Here is a 19,235-nt window from a genome sequence, read left to right as displayed (position 1 = left end):
CTGGTAATTTCCTACTCTGATTTTATGGCAATAACTGCAAATATATAGGAAAAAGATTTTATCGCCTAAACTTAATTTTGTTATAAATCTGATGGTAAGTTTGAAAAACAACTCTTTTCCGCTAAAACTTTCTCCTGTGATAAAGCACTTTATTCTTTAACGTAGGAAACAGATTACAAACATTTGACTATAATACTTTTTTAATTTATCGGGGTTTATTTGATTAAATTTTCTACAGAAATTAATTCTTATTGGCAGAATTTCCATTTATAAGAAATTCTTAAACGAAAAGCGGTAATTTTACGACTAATCAGGTTATACCTGCGAAGAATTTGAATATTCTACCGCTTTACAAGTTTTACAGACTAACATTATATTCCAACCACCAGATTGGCATTTCCGTATACCCTAAGACTACACCAATCTTTAAAAAAGACAATAATATCAACATTTAATTCACCCCTAACTCTTCTATTGAGAATCATTTTTACCTCACAGGTAAAACAATTTACACAATCATCGATTGTATAATGATTTTGGTCTAATCTGAATAAAAAATAATAAAACAATTCGTATATTTCCTTGAAAATGACTGCCCTTTAATAGGGATTTTTTTAGGAAATAACCTCTAAATCAATAACAAAATATACCAAACTAAATAATTAATTAATACTAATCAGTTCTTTTGTACAAAAATAAATCATAATTATGAAAAAAATTTTTACACTTATACTAATGGCACTTCTATTGTATGCAGGGCCGGGATGGGCGACGGTGTATTATTCCAAAGGTGTACCAGGAGTTGGCGGTAGTGGACTTATTGCAAATACACTTGCCAATTGGGTAACTGGAACTGATGGAACAGGTACCAGTCCTGCTACCTTTTTAAATGCAGGAGACGAATTTCACATATTAAATGGACATAACATTAAAGCTACCAGCAAATGGACTGTTGCAGGCAGAGTTTTCATTGAAAGCGGAGGAACTTTTGTTGCTGGCTCATTCGACCATGATATAACTCTCAACACTGTAGGAAATGCGAAATATAATATTTCTGTTTCTAATGACGAATATTCTTACAATAATCTAAAGTTTGGAACAATCAGCCCTTCAAGCACTTTTACCTTTAGTGTCGGTGAAGATGTTTTTTTTACTCCAAGAAATTTAAATTACCCAAACATTTCAATCACTGGAACAGCTATTGGTTATGTTTTTGTAGATGCCAATTTAACAGCTAACAATTTTAGTATTGATGGTCCGACCATAATTAACCTAACAAGCACATTAACAATTACTCAAAATCTGTCCGTTAAAAACGGTAATCTAAATGTTGATGATGCCGGAACTATCCAAGTCGGAGGAAACTTAACTATAGCCGGAGGAACTTTTTCAGCCAGAAATTATGGTGCGGGGACAAATACAATAAATGTAACAGGAGTATTAGGTATATCTGCCGGAACTTTTAATGGATCGGCATCTGAAAATGCTGCTGCTTCTGTAGTATTCAACATAGGAAGCTTTAATATGACAGGCGGAATATTTAACGGAGCGGCCGGAAATGCAAGCACTTTAATTAACATATCAGGAAGTTATTCATTAACAAATGGCGATTATAACGCATTAATCTCTTCAAGCGGACAAACAACGATCGCTCTCAAGGGGACCAATGGCAACATAACTTCAACTGTTCCTATGACAAACGGGGTTCAAGATGTGATAGTAACCGGTTCTTATAAATTACTCTCTGATTTTGAGGTTGGCAAAGCATTAACATTAAGTGCGGGGAATTTAAATTTGAACGGTTATATTCTAAAGTTGGATGATGCGCTGAACATAACAAATGGTACATTAACCGGAAGCAATACCTCAGGCATTTATTTTGCCTCAGCAACAGTTGGCGCTAATTTACCTGCCATTACTCTTGGTAAATTAACCATAGATAGAACAGAGCAAACGATAAATTTAATTGGAAATGTCACTGTTCATGAGGAGCTAAAATTTACTTCCGGGAACCTATCAATTGGATCAAACATTTTAACAATCGGAGATAAGATTATTGGATCAGGATTAATTGGCGGCCCAACTTCCAATATGGTCTTTAACGGATCTACTCCAGCTACAGACATACCAGGCCTAACCTTACAAAACCTTACTATATCCAGACCTAACGGAATAAACTTGGCTGGAAATGTTACAGTTGGGGGCATCTTAACTCTTACAAATGGTACTTTAGATAATTCTTCCAACATATTGACCTTGGCCAATAATGCTACAATTGTCCGTGACCAGGGTTCGCTTTCAGCTTTACCTACTTTTGCAGGATTGATTAACCTTGTATACAATGGTTTAACTGCCGTGAACAGCTACTATGAAATACCAACATCTTCAGTTGCGCTTAACAATTTAACCATTAACAAAAGTGGTGGGTCCGGGCTTACTCTTATTTCAAATGTAACAGTTAACGGAATATTGACCATTCCTTCAGGAGGAATACTATCTGCAGGTAATCAAACCATTAATATAAAAAACAATTGGGTGAATAATGGTACATTCAATGCAGGAACAGGTACCGTAAACTTTGCAGGAACAACTACAATTTCAGGAAGTTCATCCAATACATTTTACAATGTATCATTAGCATCAGGAGCATCATTAACAGTCCCTGCAACAACAACTACAATCAATGGAGACTTCCTAGCAACAGCGCCTTCAACGTTTAACCATAACAATGGTACAATTACATATGCAGGTGCAGGGACTCAGAACATTGCAGGTCTTAACTACTACAACCTAACTAGCGCAAACACAGGCACTAGGATATTAAATGGAACTATTGGAATAGCTAATACATTTTCTCCAGGGACAAATAGCTATACTGCAACTGGAAGCACAATCAACTTCAATGGTACAAACCAAACGATCAACGCGTTTAGTTACAATAACCTCAGCTTGTCTAACAGCGGCACAAAAACTCCTGCGGAAGCAACTTTAACTGCTAACAACTTAACGATTTCAGGTACTGCAATTTTAGCTGGTAACGGAAAAACTATCAATGTAGCAGGAAACTGGACCACCCATGGCGCTGCTGCATTCGCTGAAACAGGCAGCAAAGTTGTATTCATCGGATCAGTACCTCAAACAATTACAACTACGGGTGGTGAAATTTTTAATGACCTGACAGTAAACAGTACTTCTACGGTTTCTTTAAATTCAGCAACAACAGTAAACGGAATTCTTGCTCTTACGAACGGAATCCTGGCTTCTGGTGGAAATCTTACACTTAATCTGAACTCTGGAAGTGTTGCATACAATACTGGAGACGCAGGAACTGTAACAGGTAATATTAAGATTTCAAAATCAGTAAATTCAACAAAAACTCATTACCTAGCCTGCCCACTTATCGGTGCTACAGCTAACGATTTTGCGGATAATACACCTGTAACAGATCCCACTAAACCAGGCTCAACCCGTTTATATGAATATATTGATGGAGCTTGGTCACCAATCACAGAAATGAATACTGGACTAGCTCCATTCAAGGCATATTCTTTATACTTTACAGCACCAACTACTCTTGATTTCACTGGTACTTACGGGCACGGAACTGTTCCATCAGAAATAACATTCCCTAATTCAACTTCCGGATTCAGAATGATTGGAAACCCTTTCCCTTCAACAATTGACTGGACACAATCGGGATGGACAAAAAACAATATTAACAATGCCATCTATTACTGGGATGCTGCAACCAGTAAATATGCTTCTTTTGTTAACGGATCAGGTATCAATGGAGGAACACAATACATCCCGGCGTTGCAAGGTTTTTTTGTAACCACAAGTGGGACCGGAGGTACTGCAAGTTTATCTATGACCAATAATGTAAGAACCACTTCTCAAAGCCCTTCATTGTGGAGAACTTCGGTTGACAATCAACCTGTATTAAATTTAACTGCTCAAAATGGCGCGTATTCTGATGAAACGGTTTTAAAGTTTACAGAAGACGCATCTGATCTATTTGACGGAAATCTTGATGCACTTAAATTAAAGAATGCAGGTAATAATCCTAATTTTTATTCGTTAACAAATGGAAGAAGCTACGCAATCAATAGCTTACCTCTGAATTATATAGATTCAACTATTCCATTAAAACTTGAAGCGCCTGTTACAGGAAACTATGTTATTTCAGCCTCTCAATTCACAGGTTTTGATACAACAGACATCATTCTTGAGGATAAATTATTAAACATTTCCTATGATTTAAAGTCTTCAAACGGATACTCTGCAGCAATAACAAAAGGAGATACTGCAATCAGATTCTTTATAAAATTCAGAAAGGCAGATGTAGTTACCGGATTAAGCAATCAAACGGAAGGCAAGGTAGCAGTAAATGCAATTGGAAATACAGTTAATGTATATTTCTCAAATATTGAAGAAAAAGAAGCCTCAGTTGTATTCCTTAATATAATTGGCCAGGAAGTAGATAGATCCGAAAATGTGAGTATTTCACAAGGTGTCTATACTAAAAGCCTAAAAGTATCGACAGGAATTTACATAGTAAAGGTAAAAGCCGGAAACAAAGTTTACACAGAAAAAATCTACATAAACAACTAATAATCAACTGATAATTTTTATCTTTGATACAATGAAAAAAACAATAAAATTTCTGGCACTATTCACGTTGTTTACAACAAGTATAGTAATATCAGTAAGTGCTCAGGATGATCCTCCTTGTCCTCCGGGAGGTTGTGATGATGAGGATCCAATCGATATCCCTTTTGACGGTGGGGCTAGTATGTTGCTGGCTGCCGGCATCGGAATTGGTGGAAAGAAAATCTATGACAGTTATAAAAACAGAAAGTAAAATACATTCTACCCCATATGAGAAAGTTCCTCAATGGGGTAGAATACCTTTATTTATTTTTTTTACCCTATTAATTTTCTTTTCTTTAAAATACACATTCTATGCTTATGTAGGACTGCTGGACCCTAGAGGCGATTATTCCTTACCATTTCTGGAAAAGTTCAGTCTTATACAAGGTATCCTATATCTTTTGGTTTATCCCGCTGGATATTTGTTAAGCCTTCTTGGCTTTGATACTATTTTGACTTACAACTCAGTAAAAGTAGTTGGATCGGGAGCTGTCAGAATTGCCTTTCCTTGTATGGGAATTGAAATCATGTTTTCTTTCATCGCATTAATTCTTGCATACCCAGGAAGAAATAAGATTAAATATCTTATCGCGGGAGTAATCGGTATTCACATTATCAACATTCTGCGGATTACAGGTTTAGCTCTGCTAAGGCATTTGAATCCGAACATGCAACTCCCCGGTCATGATGTATTTAATTTTATTTGTTACACTTTCATTATTGTACTTTTTTACTGGTGGGTTAAAAATTACTCTTCGGATTTACTGCATTCTTTCAAAAAGAGTTAATTCGTGAAATTTTAAACAACGAAATGAACCCGTACCTTTCGTCAGAGAGTTCAAGCAGACTTAAGCCTTAGTTAACACCTATATCACTCCTACTTAAATCATAAGCCTTACATGACAAGCCTATAAGTTCTACCTTTCACCTGCTTGTCCCTTACAAGAAATCCTAAAAATCCCACCCTCTACGAATCTTTTTCTCATTAGTTTCCATTTTTTTGTCAATACGAAGAATCTGGTAGTGTATAACTGAAATTTTGTACCCAAATTTGCCCCCTCCAACGAAAGTTTCTTTCTGACTTACAACCTTTTTTGTAAATTAAACTTTTTAAAGGCGACTAAAAAAAAATCTTTTAACTATGATAAAAAATTACCGTCTCGGGGTAATCATTTTTACCCTGATAATTTTTCAATCATCACTGCTCTTTTCCCAATCTACAATTGGATTATATCAGTTTACTGGCCACACTTGTACTTCGCCCATGTTGGGTGTTAACAGTCAACCTAATAATGCAACATTTAGTGCTATTGCAACTAACCAAACTTGTCATTATTTTATAAACAGATATCTTTCCTCTAACTGGGGTTTGGACAATACTGGGCCGGGAAGCACATATATTCAGTTTTCAGTAACTGCAGGTTCAGAAACCAATCTTATTATCTCTCAGGTGAAATACACCAGAAAAAGAACTGAGACCGGTCCTGGAGCAATGATTCTAAAATACAGCACGGATGGCTTAAACTTTCAAGATTACAGCTCCTCTGTAGACTCGGTTAAAACAACAGAATCGCGGAAGTCACTTACTAAACAAATCATCACTGAAAAAGGAGCCACCGTTACTTTCCGTTTATATGGCTGGTTGGCTGCAGATGTTCAGGGACAGCTTTATCTGGATGATATTGAAGTAGTAGGTACAATACTTGCAGGACCAATCACTTTTTATAGTCAGTCGGGTGGAAATTCCAATACAAGCATTTGGGCTACATCTGCAACAGGGACTAAAATACCGGCAATCTTTAACTCCGAAAATTCCTTCATTATTCAGGCTGGTCACTCTGTGAAGGTGGTTAACAATATCATTGCAAAAAATATTACCATCAATAGTTCAGGTAGACTATATGCAGGGACAGTTGATGAATATTCTTTATCTTTATATGGCAACCTGGTTGTAAATGGAATCTTTGGGAATACGGTATTGTCATCAGACAAACTGACTTTAAAAACCTTCAATAATGCAAATGTAACCGGTACAGGAATATTTCAAACTTATGGTTTGCAAAACGCAAATGACCTATCCATTGGGCTTCCAACCTACATTCGTGGCAGCGTAACAAGCAACAAGCCAATAGATTTCAACAATTACCCAGTAACCTTCAGATCCTCTGAAGCTCAGACCATTTCAGGTAGTCCGCTTACTGTGAAGGATCTCTTTATCGCCAACTCTGCAGGAGTTACGAATCAGACTTCTATAATAATTAAAGGAGGCTTAAATCTAACTTCCGGGACATTTAATACATCAAACAATGTATTGCTTGACTTAAATACAGGGTATGTCTCAAGATATGGAGGAGGAGTACTTAACGGTAAGATCAAGATAAAGAAAAATATTTCAGGAAATGAATTCGGATATCATCATGTATCATTTCCCCTTACCAATGTTACCCTTGCAGAACTTGCGGACAATGCAACTCTGGCAAAAGGTGGTTATTCATGGATTTATACTTATAATGAAGCAGATAAACACCCAAGTGCTGATAGTGGATGGGTTCCGGTTTCAGGCTTAAATACTCCTTTGGTAAATACCACTGGTTATACATTTTACTTTAACAAACCTACCTCACTTGACTTGTCAGGTAACTATACAAATTCTTTAACACCCTTAAAGTACAATGTAACGAATACTAAATCCGGAGATGCTCAAAGCGACGGATGGAATCTGATCGGGAATCCATTTCCATCTCCTATCAACTGGACCTTGGATAGCGGATGGGTTAAAACAAATGTTAACAATGCTATTTATATTTGGGATACTAAAGCGGGCAAATACAAAACATATATTAATGGAGCCAGTCTTAATGGCGGCAGTCCGATCATTCCATCGATGCAGGCTTTTTTTATAAAAGCATCAACTGGTCTAAAACCAACTTTGACTGTTAACAAAAGAGCATTTACAACAGAGTCTAACCCTGCTGTAGCAAGAACAGCGATGGCTCCGGCAGGATTAAAAATTACTGTTACCAATAATAATGGTTCAGATGAAACACTAGTGCGCTTAAATGCAGATGCTGATACTTCATTCAACGAAGAATTTGATGCTTACAAATTATTAAATTCAGGTGATTGTCCATCTGTCTTCACTCAATTGAATGGGATTGGATATGCTGTCAATTCCATTCCTGATGAGTTTAATTCAGTGGAAATTCCATTGGTAATTTCTGCGACATCTGCTGGCAATTATTTGATTTCAGCCTCAGATTTAAGCTCAATAGGAGATGAATATGACATTTCTCTTAAAGACAAACAATTTGACAAAACGCAAAATTTAAGAACTAATCCGAATTACTCTGTATATATCAATCAGAATGAAAATCCGGAAAGGTTTTATCTCACACTGAAAAAATCAGATGTTATAACTGGAGTGAATGGCACCGCGGCTCAAAGTGTGAATTTCTATTGTTATGATAAAAAAATATTCATCAACTTACCTGAATCTGCCAATACTGCTTTAAGCCTAAGTATTTCTGATGTTTCAGGGAATCAGGTGCTGGGGAACAAAGAACTGCCTATTGCTGGCTCAACTGTGGTTTATAATGTTGACACTTTGAAACCAGGTATGTATCTCGTCTCCGTTTTTGACGGACATAAGTTAATGACTCAAAAAATTATCCTTTATTAATTTTTTACAAATGAAGATGACATCAATAATTAAGATATTATCAAAAGTTATATTTATAGTATTACTTTCGATAGCCGCAGGAACAGCGTATGCGCAACCTGGAAGCGGAGGTGGTGGTCCTGGCGGAGCTGAAGGTCCCGGGGGAACCGGTGGGGCAGAAGAGATTCCCTTTGATGGGGGTATTGGAGCTTTCCTGGTTGCCGGTGCAGCATTAGGAGCAAAGAAAATCCACTCCCATTACAAGAAAAGTAAAGAACTGAAATAATTCTTAAAGCGTAGTCAATAAGGCTACGCTTTTTTTATCAATTTAATGTATCAGCTTCTTCTGAAAGGTTAGAGAGGTGTTTATAATACCCTCCTTTCGAATATATTGACAAATTAAACTTCTCAAGGTAAAGCAAAACTCAACCTTCAGATTTAGCCATTACTCTAAAACTTATACAACTCCTTCCCAACAATACAGTAGTTCATTGGAATATCATATTGATCTACATCTTCAATAGGATCTGTTGGGGGAAAACAGGATATACCTATTTTTAAAACATCTTCTCGGCAGGTTGCCAGAAATCTGTCGTAAAATCCTTTACCATACCCTACCCTGTACCCCCTTCTATCAAAAGCAAGCATTGGCAAAAACACAAGATCTATCACCTCATGCGGAGTTGGCTGAGCATCGATAGGTTCAGGAATTTTCCAGGGATTTTCTTCTAAAACAGTGGTAGGTGTAAAATAATAACTATCAATTGAAAGATTAGCTCGATCTGTTTTAGGAATTGAAATGTCAATATCCGGATAACTTTTCCAGAACCTGTCGATGATATATTTAGTATTTATTTCAGCTTGAAGAGGTATTGATAGAAAGATGTGAGAGCACTTTACAGATTTCAAATCAAAGTTATTAAAAAAGCAATCTGCAGCTTCTATACTTATCTGTTCAAGCTTTTGAGAAGAAAGATTTTTCCTTTCATTTAAATAAAATGACCGGATTTCTCTCTTTTTCATTCCTGCAGTAAAACTTTAAATCTAAAATCAAATGGATCTGCAGTCATCAGTTTGCTTATCAAATCAGGATCGTTGATGTAAAAATTCAGAAAATTATCATAACGCTCCTGAAGTGTATTCGCTGGAAACAACTTTTCTTTTAACCCAATTAACTGCTGAATTCCCTGCTCATGTTTTTTCTCCAAAGCTTTCTTAAATCGTTTTTCTACATTATGAATAATATCGGAAGCTCTTTTTGCTTCTGCCTCTGTATAAGCGATCAAAGTTGGATCAATATCAGCAGCTTTAGTCTGAAGCATTTTAAAAATATAATTCAGCAGTGAATGCTCTTCTTCAGTTTCAATATGCTCTGAAGAATGCATATCGAGATATAACTCTTTCAATTCAACTACTGATTTAAATAAGTCCTCTTCGTTTATATTCAGCTTAGTGATCTTTTTGCTATTTGCTGCATTGATGATTAAGAAAAACAACCTCGGCATCAACATGGGAAATGCTATTCCAAAATGATTGAATATACCCTTAAGTTGCAGCCAGTAAGTCAACTCTGACGGACCTCCTATGTAAGCCAGGTTAGGTAACAACATCTCCTGATATAAGGGCCTCAGAACAACATTAGGGCTAAATACTTCAGGCTCTTCTTCGGCTAGTCGAAGTATTTCTGATCTGCTATAAACGATATCGGTATTGTTAACCCTAAAATGATCCCCTTCATTAATAATACGTTCTCTTAATCCTTCTTTTAAATAAAATAGATTAATCTCTCTTGGAAATACCTGCCCGTTATATCCAAGATCTTCCAGAGATTTAGTTGTTTTCTCTACGATTTTACAAATAGTATCCCCTTCGATTTCTTCCTTGATCACCGGTTTCAATACCTGCTTTAAAGAAGCATCATCACCATCCAGAACTACAAGCCCATAGTCTCCGAAAAGCTCATTGAGAATATAGCGGGTAGCTTTTGATAATGTACTGCCGTTTTCCAGATATGCCTTTTCAAATAACTCGACCTTTTCGGGAAGTTCATTTAATATCTTTTCTATTCCTTCGCAACTCAACCTTCCCACAGCCCCTTTCTGTCGGGTTTCCCAGGTATATGTTTTTCCGAAAAGATGAAAATGGTTGATTTCTGCGAAGTCATGATCCTCTGTTGCGATCCAGAAAACCGGAACAAAGGAGTATTTCGAATATTTACGTTTTAAGATTTCGCAAGCTTTAATAATGGCAACTGTCTTGTAAATCAAGTACAAAGGTCCTGTAAACAGATTTAATTGATGACCGGTAGTAATTGTAAATGTATGGTCATTTAATAATTCATCGATTCCTTTTTCGGCAGCTTGTTTTATGACAATATCTGAATATTGTCTTTTCAAAGCATCCGTCAAAAGGCCCCTTTGATCCGCCTTGAACTTCTTTTGAGCAATTTGTTGCTCTATATTTTCTATTGAAGGAAACAGATTATAAAAGAGAGAGAGATCTTCTTTCTGAGAAATGTAATCAAGATATAATTTTGAAAAAGCACCGGTTTTTTCAGCTTCAACTGGAAGTATTTTCATTGATGGTGGTGGAAATTTTATGGTCGAATTTAACCCTGATTTTTCAATAGACAAATACAACAGGAGAAAATGAAGTCCAATGAAGGTGAAGAGAACTGATAACCGAAGTATTTTGCATTAAAATAAAAATGATTCCAACCAAAAGTCAGAACCATCTTTCGTTATTAATAAAGTTTAATTGCGGATTGCTTACTCCACAATTTTACCATAAAGATCAAATTCAGAAGCTGAATCGATCTTTACTTTTGCGAAATCCCCAACTCTCACATAAGTATTTTCCGCCGAAACCAACACTTCATTATCTACCTCTGGAGAGTCAGATTCAGTTCTTCCAATAAAATACCCGCCTTCTTTCCTGTCAAAAAGTACTTTATAAGTATTTCCTACCTTTGCCTGATTTAATTCCAAAGAAATGCCTTCCTGAATACCCATAATCGTATCCGCACGCTCTCTTTTTACTTCTGCTGGAATATCATCATTTAATGTATATGCATGCGTATGCTCTTCGTGAGAATAGGTGAATATCCCAAGCCTGTCAAATTTCATTTCCTCTACAAATTGACAAAGCTCTTCAAAATCCTGCTCTGTCTCTCCCGGGTGTCCTGCAATCATTGTTGTCCTTAAAGCTATATTAGGAACCTTATCTCTGATTGCCTTTATAAGATCTTCTGTTCTGTTCCTTGTGATCCCCCTTCTCATAATCTTTAGCATATTTGAAGATGCATGCTGAAGCGGCATATCCAGGTATTTGCAGATGTTATCTCTTTCCGCCATTACGTCCAGCACATCCATTGGAAACTGAGACGGATAAGCATACTGCAAACGTATCCAGTCAATTCCATTCACATCCGACAATTTCCTTAATAATTCAGCGAGATCACGTTTACCATAAATATCAAGACCGTAATAAGTAAGGTCCTGGGCTATCAGAATTAATTCCTTCGTTCCGTTCTTAGCCAGATTCTTTGCTTCTGTGACTAATTCTTCTATACCTCTCGATACATGTTTACCACGCATTACCGGAATTGCACAGAATGAGCAAGGACGATCACAACCTTCTGCAATTTTCAAAAAAGCATAATGTCTTGGAGTGGTGATAAGACGTTCACCAAGCAATTCATGTTTATAATCAGCTTTAAATTTTTTGAGAAGTATTGGGAGGTCACTTGTACCAAAGAAAGCGTCTACCTGTGGAATTTCCTTTTCAAGATCATCTTTATAACGCTGGGAAAGACATCCAGTAACATAAATCTTTTCTACAAGACCGCTCTCTTTAGCATCCACATACCTCAGAATTGTATCTATAGATTCTTGCTTGGCATTGTCGATAAATCCACAGGTATTAATGACCACGACATTCGCATCATCTTTTCCTGACTCGTGAGCAGCGTCAATATTATTACCTTTCAATTGTGTTAGAATATTCTCCGAGTCCACCAGATTTTTGGAACAACCTAATGTGATGATATTTACCTTTGTCTTTCTTGTGCCTTTAGTCTTCATCTTTAATACTGGAATATTGATTGGAAATGGAATAATATATTCCTTCAGTGCTCCAATCTCCAAAATTACTTATTATTTTAAAACTATTCTGAGTAGTGTGCCATGTAGTCTACTTCAAAAACTACATTGGTAAATTTATTCTTTTCCACTTTCACTGGGAACAAGTAATAATCGGGAGAAATTTTAGAATAGAGTCTCCCGCCCTCATTAATTACCAGTGAGTATTTTCCAACTTCCAAAGGTAACTTGAAAGTTCCGTCTTGTTGGGTTAGAATTGTGTCTAAGGGAGTTGTAGAGATGGTTTTAAAAAAATCTCCTTCTGCAAGTTCAGACTCTTTTAGTGAAGTAAGCGGATAAATATAAATTTCTCTTTCGATACCAAAAATTTTACCTTCTTCAGGGAGCTCTGCTGTAGTAGTAAAATCACCTTCTTTGAAAATTAGTTTACCTGAAATTCCCTGACTTGTGTCAACAGGAACAGAGACGTTTTTTCGGGAAACGCAAGAATATTCCGAAAAAGAAAATAGAAATATTAACCCCAAAAGTAGGATTAAATTATTGCCTGTTGAAGAGAGAGTCAACGAACTCATGTTTATTAAAGACCTGAAGATCATCTACCTTTTCTCCTACACCGATATATTTCACTGGTATTTTAAACTGATCAGAAATCCCTAAAACCACCCCTCCTTTTGCAGTTCCATCCAGCTTCGTGATAGCAAGTGCCGACACTTCCGTAGCTTTGGTAAATTCGGTAGCCTGTACAAAAGCATTTTGACCTGTACTTCCATCCAATACTAAAAGAACTTCATGAGGTGCTTCTGGTATGAATTTCTGAATGACCCTTTTTATTTTAGAGAGCTCATTCATAAGATTTACTTTAGTATGTAATCTTCCTGCAGTGTCAATTATTACTATATCAGCCTGTTGATCAAGGCCTTGTTTTGCTGCGTCAAATGCAACAGAAGCAGGATCAGTGTTCATACCGTGAGATACTACAGGCACGCCTACCCTTTCTCCCCACATTTTCAACTGATCTACAGCAGCAGCACGGAATGTATCAGCAGCTCCCAGAACTACTTTTTTACCTTTCTTTTTAAATTGGGCTGCGAGCTTTCCAATAGTAGTTGTTTTACCTACTCCATTCACTCCAACTACAAGAATTACATATGGCCCGGAAACTTTTGGGATTTCATAGTCAGACAAATCCTCTGAATTATTTTCAGCAAGCAGTCCGGCAATCTCTTCCTTCAGGATTTTATCCAAATCTGAAGTCGTCACATAGTTATCCTTTTCTACTCTCTGTTCTATTCTTTTGATAATTTTCAAAGTAGTCTGCACGCCCACATCAGAGGTAACGAGCATCTCTTCCAGATTGTCCAAGACTTCGTCGTCGACCTTGGATTTTCCCACCATGGCCTTGGTTAGCTTAGAAATGAAGCTATCCTTGGTTTTTTCCAGACCTTTATCCAGAGACTCCTTTTTATCTTTTGAAAAGAAATTAAACAGCGCCATGAAATAATCTTTTTCTTAAAACACTAAAATAATAAAAAAGTCCCGTTAAGGGACTTTATCATTAATAATTTACGAAGAAGCAATTATTTCTTCAATGCTTCCTGAACCTGATCTACCGCTACAATTTCTTCTCTGAAAGAGTAAGCTCCGGTTTTATCATTCTTTACTGCCTTAATAATTTTGGCAAACCCTTTTCCAGCATCCGCCTTCTTCAGGGTAGCAACTACTTTCTTTGCCATGGTTATTTAATTTCTTTATGGATGGTCACTTTTTTTAACACAGGATTGTATTTTTTAAGTTCAATCCTTTCAGGAGTATTTTTCCTGTTTTTAGTAGTGATATATCTGCTTGTACCAGGTAGACCACTGTTTTTGTGCTCGGTACACTCCAGAATCACCTGAATCCTGTTACCTTTTTTTGCCATGATTTATTGCAATTTCTCTTGTAAAAACCAAATAATTAAACGGCCATGCCATTCGCCTTAGCCTCTTTTAATACAGCGCTAATGCCTTTTTTTGTTATTGTTCTTAAAGCAGAAGCAGACACTTTAAGAGTTATCCATTTATTTTCTTCAGGAATAAAAAATTTCTTAGTCTGAAGATTAGGATAGAATTTTCTCTTTGTCTTGTTGTTGGCGTGAGAAACGTTGTTTCCTACTCTTGTTCTCTTTCCTGTAATTTGACAAACTCTAGCCATTTTTCTAATTTTTTATATTATAGGGTTGCAAAGATGCGAAAATAAAATCTAAATACAAAATTAAGATTTATTTTTTCTTTCAGACAAAAGTAATCTTTCCCTCAAAAGAGGTGCAAATGTTTTTATCCTTGGTTATTTCCCCACAAAAATAAGTTAAAAAGTGCAGTACGTAAAATATTTTTTCAGAGAAGTTCCTCCATTGTTCTCGATGTGGTAATTTTATAAGCTTAGCCCTCTGTCTTCCATTAAATTACATTGCTATAATTTTAATTTCGTCTCTTATTTAATATCTAAAAAAACCATATCTATTTTCAGGAAAACCACACTAATCATTAAGAAAAGAATACTTTTATTTCTAAATTTGAAATTCTTTCCTGAAAAATTTCCTTATAATCCTGATATATTTCTGTGGAAAATTAGAGGAGAAATGATGTTTTCAGGATATTTTCCTTTTTTATAATTAAAATAATAAACATATGATGGGGACTATTTCTGCAACTACACAGGCTATTGAGCTGGAAGAAAAATATGGAGCGCATAATTACCATCCGCTTCCGGTTGTGCTTTCCAAAGGAGAAGGAGTATTTGTCTGGGATGTTGAGGGGAAACGTTATTATGATTTCCTATCCGCATATAGTGCTGTAAACCAGGGCCATTGTCACCCCAAAATAATTAATGCTCTAATAGCCCAAGCGCAGAAACTTACATTAACAAGTCGCGCATTTTATAATGAACGTCTTGGCGAATGTGAGAAATTTATAACGGAGTACTTTGGATATGACAAAGTGCTAATGATGAACTCTGGAGCTGAAGCTGTTGAAACCGCGATTAAGCTGGCAAGAAAATGGGGGTATACTGTTAAAAATATCCCTTCTAACCAGGCTTTGATTGTTGCTGTAGAAAAAAATTTTCACGGAAGGACTACAGGGGTTATTGCTGCATCCACGGATCCTGATTCAACAAAAGATTTCGGACCTTTCAATCCAGGATTTCAGATTATACCATATAGTGATACAACTGCTCTTGAAAGCGCTCTGAAGAATCCGAATGTTTGTGCATTCCTTGTGGAGCCCATTCAAGGTGAAGCTGGTGTTTATGTCCCTACAGAAGGTTATCTTAAAAAAGCAGAAGAACTTTGCAAAAAATATAATGTGCTGTTCATCATTGATGAGATTCAGACTGGAATTGGCAGAACAGGAAAATTGCTCGCGTCTCAATATGAAGATGTAAAAGCTGATATTCTGATACTGGGTAAAGCAATTTCCGGAGGAACATATCCTGTTTCTGCAGTACTTGCAGACGATCCTATTATGCTAACGATTAAACCAGGTCAGCATGGATCCACATTTGGCGGTAATCCAATGGCATGTGCTGTTGCACAAGCTTCACTGGAGGTCATACGTGATGAAAAGCTTACTGAAAATGCGGCAAAAATGGGTGAGTTATTCAGAAAGAGAATGACTGATCTTCAGGGAAAATCTGGCCATGTGCTCGCTGTAAGAGGAAAAGGACTACTAAACGCAATTGTGATTAAACCTACGAATGACGGCAGAACCGCATGGGATGTATGTGTAGCATTAAAAGACAATGGTCTTTTAGCTAAGCCTACTCACGGGGACATTATCAGATTCGCACCTCCTTTAGTAATCAATGAAGCTCAGTTAAATGAGTGTTGCGATATTATCGAAAAAACAATTCTTGAATTTTAATTTCAAAACCTGAATAAACATGCGTCGTCCGAGAAGAAACAGAAAATCTGAAGCCATCAGATCTATGGTAAGAGAGCATCAGGTAAGTACCAACGACCTGATTTATCCAATGTTTATGCAGGAAGGTAAAAATGAACGATCTGAAATATCCAGTATGCCTGGAATTTTCAGATATACTCCTGATCTGTTAATCAGAGAGATAGAGCTTTGTATGAAGCTCGGTCTGAAGACATTTGCACTATTCCCTAAAGTAGAAGATTCCTTAAAAGATCCTCTAGCCAAAGAAAGCTATAATGAAAAAGGGCTTTATCTTAAAACAATAAAGGCTATAAAGTCAGAGCTTCCTGAAGCTTGTATTATGACGGATGTGGCGATGGACCCCTATAGTTCTGATGGTCATGATGGCATATTAAAAAACGGTAAAATTCTGAATGATGCCACACTTGAGGTACTGGGGAAAATGGCTTTAGCCCAGGCTGAGGCCGGAGCTGACATTATCGGGCCTTCAGATATGATGGATTTCAGAGTTGGATATCTTAGAGAAATGCTCGACAACCAAGGCTTTGAGGATGTTTCTATAATGTCTTATACTGCCAAATATGCAAGTGCTTTTTACGGCCCATTCAGAAATGCCTTAGATTCTGCCCCTAAAGCCGGCGATAAGAAAACATATCAAATGGACCCCGCAAATCAGGCGGAAGCATTGATAGAGGCAGAACTTGATTTTGCTGAAGGTGCTGATTTTCTAATGGTGAAGCCTGCATTGGCGTATCTTGATGTAATTAAGCTTTTATATGACAATTATGAACTCCCGATTGCAGCTTATAATGTGAGCGGAGAGTATGCAATGATAAAAGCTGCTTCCGAAAAAGGTTGGATTGACGGAGAAAGAGCAATGGCAGAAGCTCTATTAAGTATGAAAAGGGCTGGAGCAAAGGTTATCCTTACTTATTTTGCTAAAGAATTTGCCGTTCTTTCAAATTATTAAGCGGAAAGCTTAAAGTAAGAAGAATTTCACCACCTTTCAATAAGTTGAAGGTTATAAAAAAAGAGGTAAATGCAAGTCATTTACCTCTTTTTACTTTCAGCTTTCCGCTTTTTACAAATCCTCTCTCACTAGCATTAATATACTAGGCTGAGGCACTATGTAATATTTTTCTTTATTAAAGGTAATTTCATAAGCACCATTCTGCAGATAAATTGCAAGATCTCCTTCCTGAGCCTGCAATGGAATGTACTTAGTTGAATCCTGTTTTTCTTTCCATGGTTCCTGATTGCTTTCATCCGGAACAGGAATAGGATATCCAGGACCAACTTTAATTACATATCCGCTCTGTATCCTGTCCTTTTCAATTACTCCAGGAGGCAGATATAATCCTGAAGAAGTTTTATCCGTTAATGTTTTTGGCTTTATTAATACTCTGTCTCCCACTACTATTAATTTGTCAAGAGATCTGTCTATTGAAAGCATTATGAATTTCTTTTTTCTGCAAATTTAATAAAGGCAAATCAAATTTACATAAGCCTTCATTACAATCAGGGGAAAAGCCTGAATAAAAAAGGAGCTAAGTACAGCTCCTTTCAATCATATATCACTTGAATATAAAATTATCTTTTAACGTTAAACATGATTTTATCATCCTTTGCTCCAGGAAGGTCTATGACATCTGTTATTTTAATAGCAGCATAAAAAGAATCTGATTCTCTACCCAAGCGGGTTAAAATAATCTGCCCTTGTTCCAGATTCGAAATTTTATCTACTTTTTGTCCGGCTCTGTAAGCTTCCTGCAAAGACACCGCTGTTGCATTTACATAGTCAAATCCGTTAAAAAGCACAAACTGCCCGCCTGCAGGACTAATAATTGACTTAGACAATACTGATGAAGTATCATTTAAAGAAAAAGTCTGGATGTCTCTCAAACTATCAGGAGATAACCCTGAGAACTTTGCAGCCATAGCTACCAAATCATAAGCATCAGCATTGCCGGAGGCTTTTGAATAAATAATTGCTCCTGACGATTCTGTAAGTAAAGGGGCCTTTGCCTTTACAAGGAGTTTTCTCGCTTCTGTTTTATCACGACCTTCATTATCTATAATTCTAAACATCAGCAAATGGGTATAGTCTTTCTGCTTATCAGGAATCAAATATTCCATTCTGTAAGTAGCATTTTTGACTCCGTGCAATAAGGAGTCTACAATTATCTTTGATAAACCTCCATCTTCCTGATAACTTATGACTAATCTGTTAAGGCCATCTTTTGATGACGCATTAAAATAGAACGTTTTTACTTCTCCTACATTGCCGTTCAATGTTAAAACTGAAGGGGTAACAGAAGTGATCAATGGATCTGGATCATCTTTCTTACAACTTTGGAAAAATATCACAGAGAGCAGGCAAACGATAATAATTCTGGCTTTTTTCATTGATTTTAAAAATTAAAAAAACCTAAGTTCCCTTAGGTTTTTTGTTTTGTTAAGTTCGGCAAGTCAGGGTTTTAATTATTTACTACCTTCCTTCAGCTTAAACGCCTTAGCCTTTACGTTTATTGTTACTTTTCTACCAAGAAACATTCTGTCTACTTGTTCTGTAAAGCCTAAAGGCAACACAAAATCAGCATCAGGTTTAGATTGCAAAGCATCATAGTATGCATTATTGAAAGCTCTACCGCGGAATCTAAAGTTTGTTAATCCCGGATTTAAACCTACGTTAGCATAATAGTACCTTCTTCCTCCAACAGGAATAAATCCTAACAGATAGCTTTGTGTAGCAGTACCTTTTACTTCTCCAATATATTCAAGGTCATTAGTTGTAAAATTAACTCTAGCATCTAAAGTGGCTACCGGTACTGCTTTGTAGTTCACCCTGCATGAAGTAGCTAGGCCTAATAAAAATACGCCTAATACTATATTATAAAAAAAGCTCTTCAT

18 protein-coding genes are annotated in these 19,235 nt (G+C 36.5%); 7 read left to right on the top strand and 11 right to left on the bottom strand.

Translation table 11 applies throughout. The annotated features are described in order from the left end of the window. Positions 1 to 708: 708 nt before the first annotated feature. The 5 genes from MYP_RS06105 (at position 709) to MYP_RS06085 (ending at position 8,594) form a co-directional block, all read left to right on the top strand. Positions 709 to 4,611, top strand: a complete 3,903-nt coding sequence (locus tag MYP_RS06105) for a T9SS type A sorting domain-containing protein (RefSeq protein WP_045459970.1) — start codon at positions 709 to 711, stop codon at positions 4,609 to 4,611. A gap of 31 nt (positions 4,612 to 4,642) precedes the next feature. Next, positions 4,643 to 4,861 carry a PID-CTERM protein-sorting domain-containing protein gene (locus MYP_RS26355; RefSeq protein ID WP_045459967.1) on the top strand — a complete coding sequence of 73 codons (219 nt, stop codon included), beginning with the start codon at positions 4,643 to 4,645 and terminating at the stop codon, positions 4,859 to 4,861. Beyond that, positions 4,836 to 5,438, top strand: coding sequence for an exosortase/archaeosortase family protein (locus MYP_RS06095; RefSeq protein WP_045459965.1), 603 nt, complete (start codon positions 4,836 to 4,838; stop codon positions 5,436 to 5,438). Before MYP_RS26355 ends, MYP_RS06095 begins: the two co-directional genes overlap by 26 nt. Before the next feature lie 353 nt (positions 5,439 to 5,791). After that, positions 5,792 to 8,329 carry a T9SS type A sorting domain-containing protein gene (locus MYP_RS06090; RefSeq protein ID WP_045459963.1) on the top strand — a complete coding sequence of 846 codons (2,538 nt, stop codon included), beginning with the start codon at positions 5,792 to 5,794 and terminating at the stop codon, positions 8,327 to 8,329. 16 nt (positions 8,330 to 8,345) lie between these two features. Continuing rightward, on the top strand, positions 8,346 to 8,594 hold the full coding sequence (locus MYP_RS06085) for a PID-CTERM protein-sorting domain-containing protein (RefSeq protein ID WP_156140356.1): 249 nt from the start codon (positions 8,346 to 8,348) through the stop codon (positions 8,592 to 8,594). Positions 8,595 to 8,758: 164 nt separating this feature from the next. Here MYP_RS06085 and MYP_RS06080 read toward each other — a convergent pair whose 3' ends face one another. From MYP_RS06080 to rpmB, 8 genes are all read right to left on the bottom strand, one after another. Then, positions 8,759 to 9,331 carry a 5-formyltetrahydrofolate cyclo-ligase gene (locus MYP_RS06080; RefSeq protein WP_045459957.1) on the bottom strand — a complete coding sequence of 191 codons (573 nt, stop codon included), beginning with the start codon at positions 9,329 to 9,331 and terminating at the stop codon, positions 8,759 to 8,761. Next, positions 9,328 to 10,887, bottom strand: a complete 1,560-nt coding sequence (bshC, locus tag MYP_RS06075; protein ID WP_045459954.1) for a bacillithiol biosynthesis cysteine-adding enzyme BshC — start codon at positions 10,885 to 10,887, stop codon at positions 9,328 to 9,330. Before bshC ends, MYP_RS06080 begins: the two co-directional genes overlap by 4 nt. Positions 10,888 to 11,076: 189 nt before the next feature. Further along, the gene (gene rimO, locus MYP_RS06070; protein WP_045461085.1) at positions 11,077 to 12,390 is read right to left on the bottom strand and encodes a 30S ribosomal protein S12 methylthiotransferase RimO; all 1,314 of its coding nucleotides are present in this window, start codon (positions 12,388 to 12,390) and stop codon (positions 11,077 to 11,079) included. Positions 12,391 to 12,473: 83 nt separating this feature from the next. Beyond that, entirely contained in the window at positions 12,474 to 12,932 is a 459-nt protein-coding gene (locus tag MYP_RS06065) for a hypothetical protein (protein WP_045461082.1), read from the bottom strand. A gap of 13 nt (positions 12,933 to 12,945) precedes the next feature. After that, the gene (gene ftsY / locus MYP_RS06060) at positions 12,946 to 13,902 is read right to left on the bottom strand and encodes a signal recognition particle-docking protein FtsY (RefSeq protein ID WP_045459952.1); all 957 of its coding nucleotides are present in this window, start codon (positions 13,900 to 13,902) and stop codon (positions 12,946 to 12,948) included. A gap of 83 nt (positions 13,903 to 13,985) precedes the next feature. Then, positions 13,986 to 14,141: a DUF4295 domain-containing protein gene (locus MYP_RS25650; protein ID WP_081990411.1), complete on the bottom strand. Its 156-nt coding sequence runs from the start codon at positions 14,139 to 14,141 to the stop codon at positions 13,986 to 13,988. 2 nt (positions 14,142 to 14,143) lie between these two features. Continuing rightward, the gene (rpmG, locus tag MYP_RS06055) at positions 14,144 to 14,326 is read right to left on the bottom strand and encodes a 50S ribosomal protein L33 (protein WP_045459950.1); all 183 of its coding nucleotides are present in this window, start codon (positions 14,324 to 14,326) and stop codon (positions 14,144 to 14,146) included. 35 nt (positions 14,327 to 14,361) lie between these two features. Beyond that, a complete protein-coding gene (gene rpmB / locus MYP_RS06050; RefSeq protein ID WP_028981479.1) occupies positions 14,362 to 14,598 on the bottom strand; it encodes a 50S ribosomal protein L28 in 237 nt (78 codons plus the stop codon). 479 nt (positions 14,599 to 15,077) lie between these two features. Here rpmB and rocD point away from each other — a divergent pair, with 479 nt between their 5' ends. Together rocD and hemB are read left to right on the top strand one after the other, a co-directional pair. Then, a complete protein-coding gene (gene rocD / locus MYP_RS06045) occupies positions 15,078 to 16,307 on the top strand; it encodes an ornithine--oxo-acid transaminase (protein WP_045459947.1) in 1,230 nt (409 codons plus the stop codon). A 19-nt stretch (positions 16,308 to 16,326) separates the two neighbouring features. Beyond that, positions 16,327 to 17,295 (top strand): porphobilinogen synthase, encoded by a 969-nt coding sequence (gene hemB / locus MYP_RS06040; RefSeq protein ID WP_045459944.1) that lies wholly within the window; start codon positions 16,327 to 16,329, stop codon positions 17,293 to 17,295. A gap of 111 nt (positions 17,296 to 17,406) precedes the next feature. On the opposite strand, the gene MYP_RS06035 is transcribed toward hemB, so the two are convergent. The 3 genes from MYP_RS06035 to MYP_RS06025 form a co-directional block, all read right to left on the bottom strand. Further along, a complete protein-coding gene (locus tag MYP_RS06035) occupies positions 17,407 to 17,778 on the bottom strand; it encodes a co-chaperone GroES (protein WP_197060019.1) in 372 nt (123 codons plus the stop codon). Between the two features lie 137 nt (positions 17,779 to 17,915). Then, complete coding sequence (locus tag MYP_RS06030) at positions 17,916 to 18,731, bottom strand: hypothetical protein (protein ID WP_045459939.1); 816 nt, start codon at positions 18,729 to 18,731, stop codon at positions 17,916 to 17,918. Between the two features lie 75 nt (positions 18,732 to 18,806). Further along, entirely contained in the window at positions 18,807 to 19,235 is a 429-nt protein-coding gene (locus tag MYP_RS06025; RefSeq protein ID WP_045459937.1) for a hypothetical protein, read from the bottom strand.

This window comes from Sporocytophaga myxococcoides, from assembly GCF_000775915.1.
GTDB lineage: Bacteria > Bacteroidota > Bacteroidia > Cytophagales > Cytophagaceae > Sporocytophaga > Sporocytophaga myxococcoides_A.
Note: the sequence above shows the minus strand (reverse complement) of the source record. Positions and strands in the feature narration are given on the sequence as shown.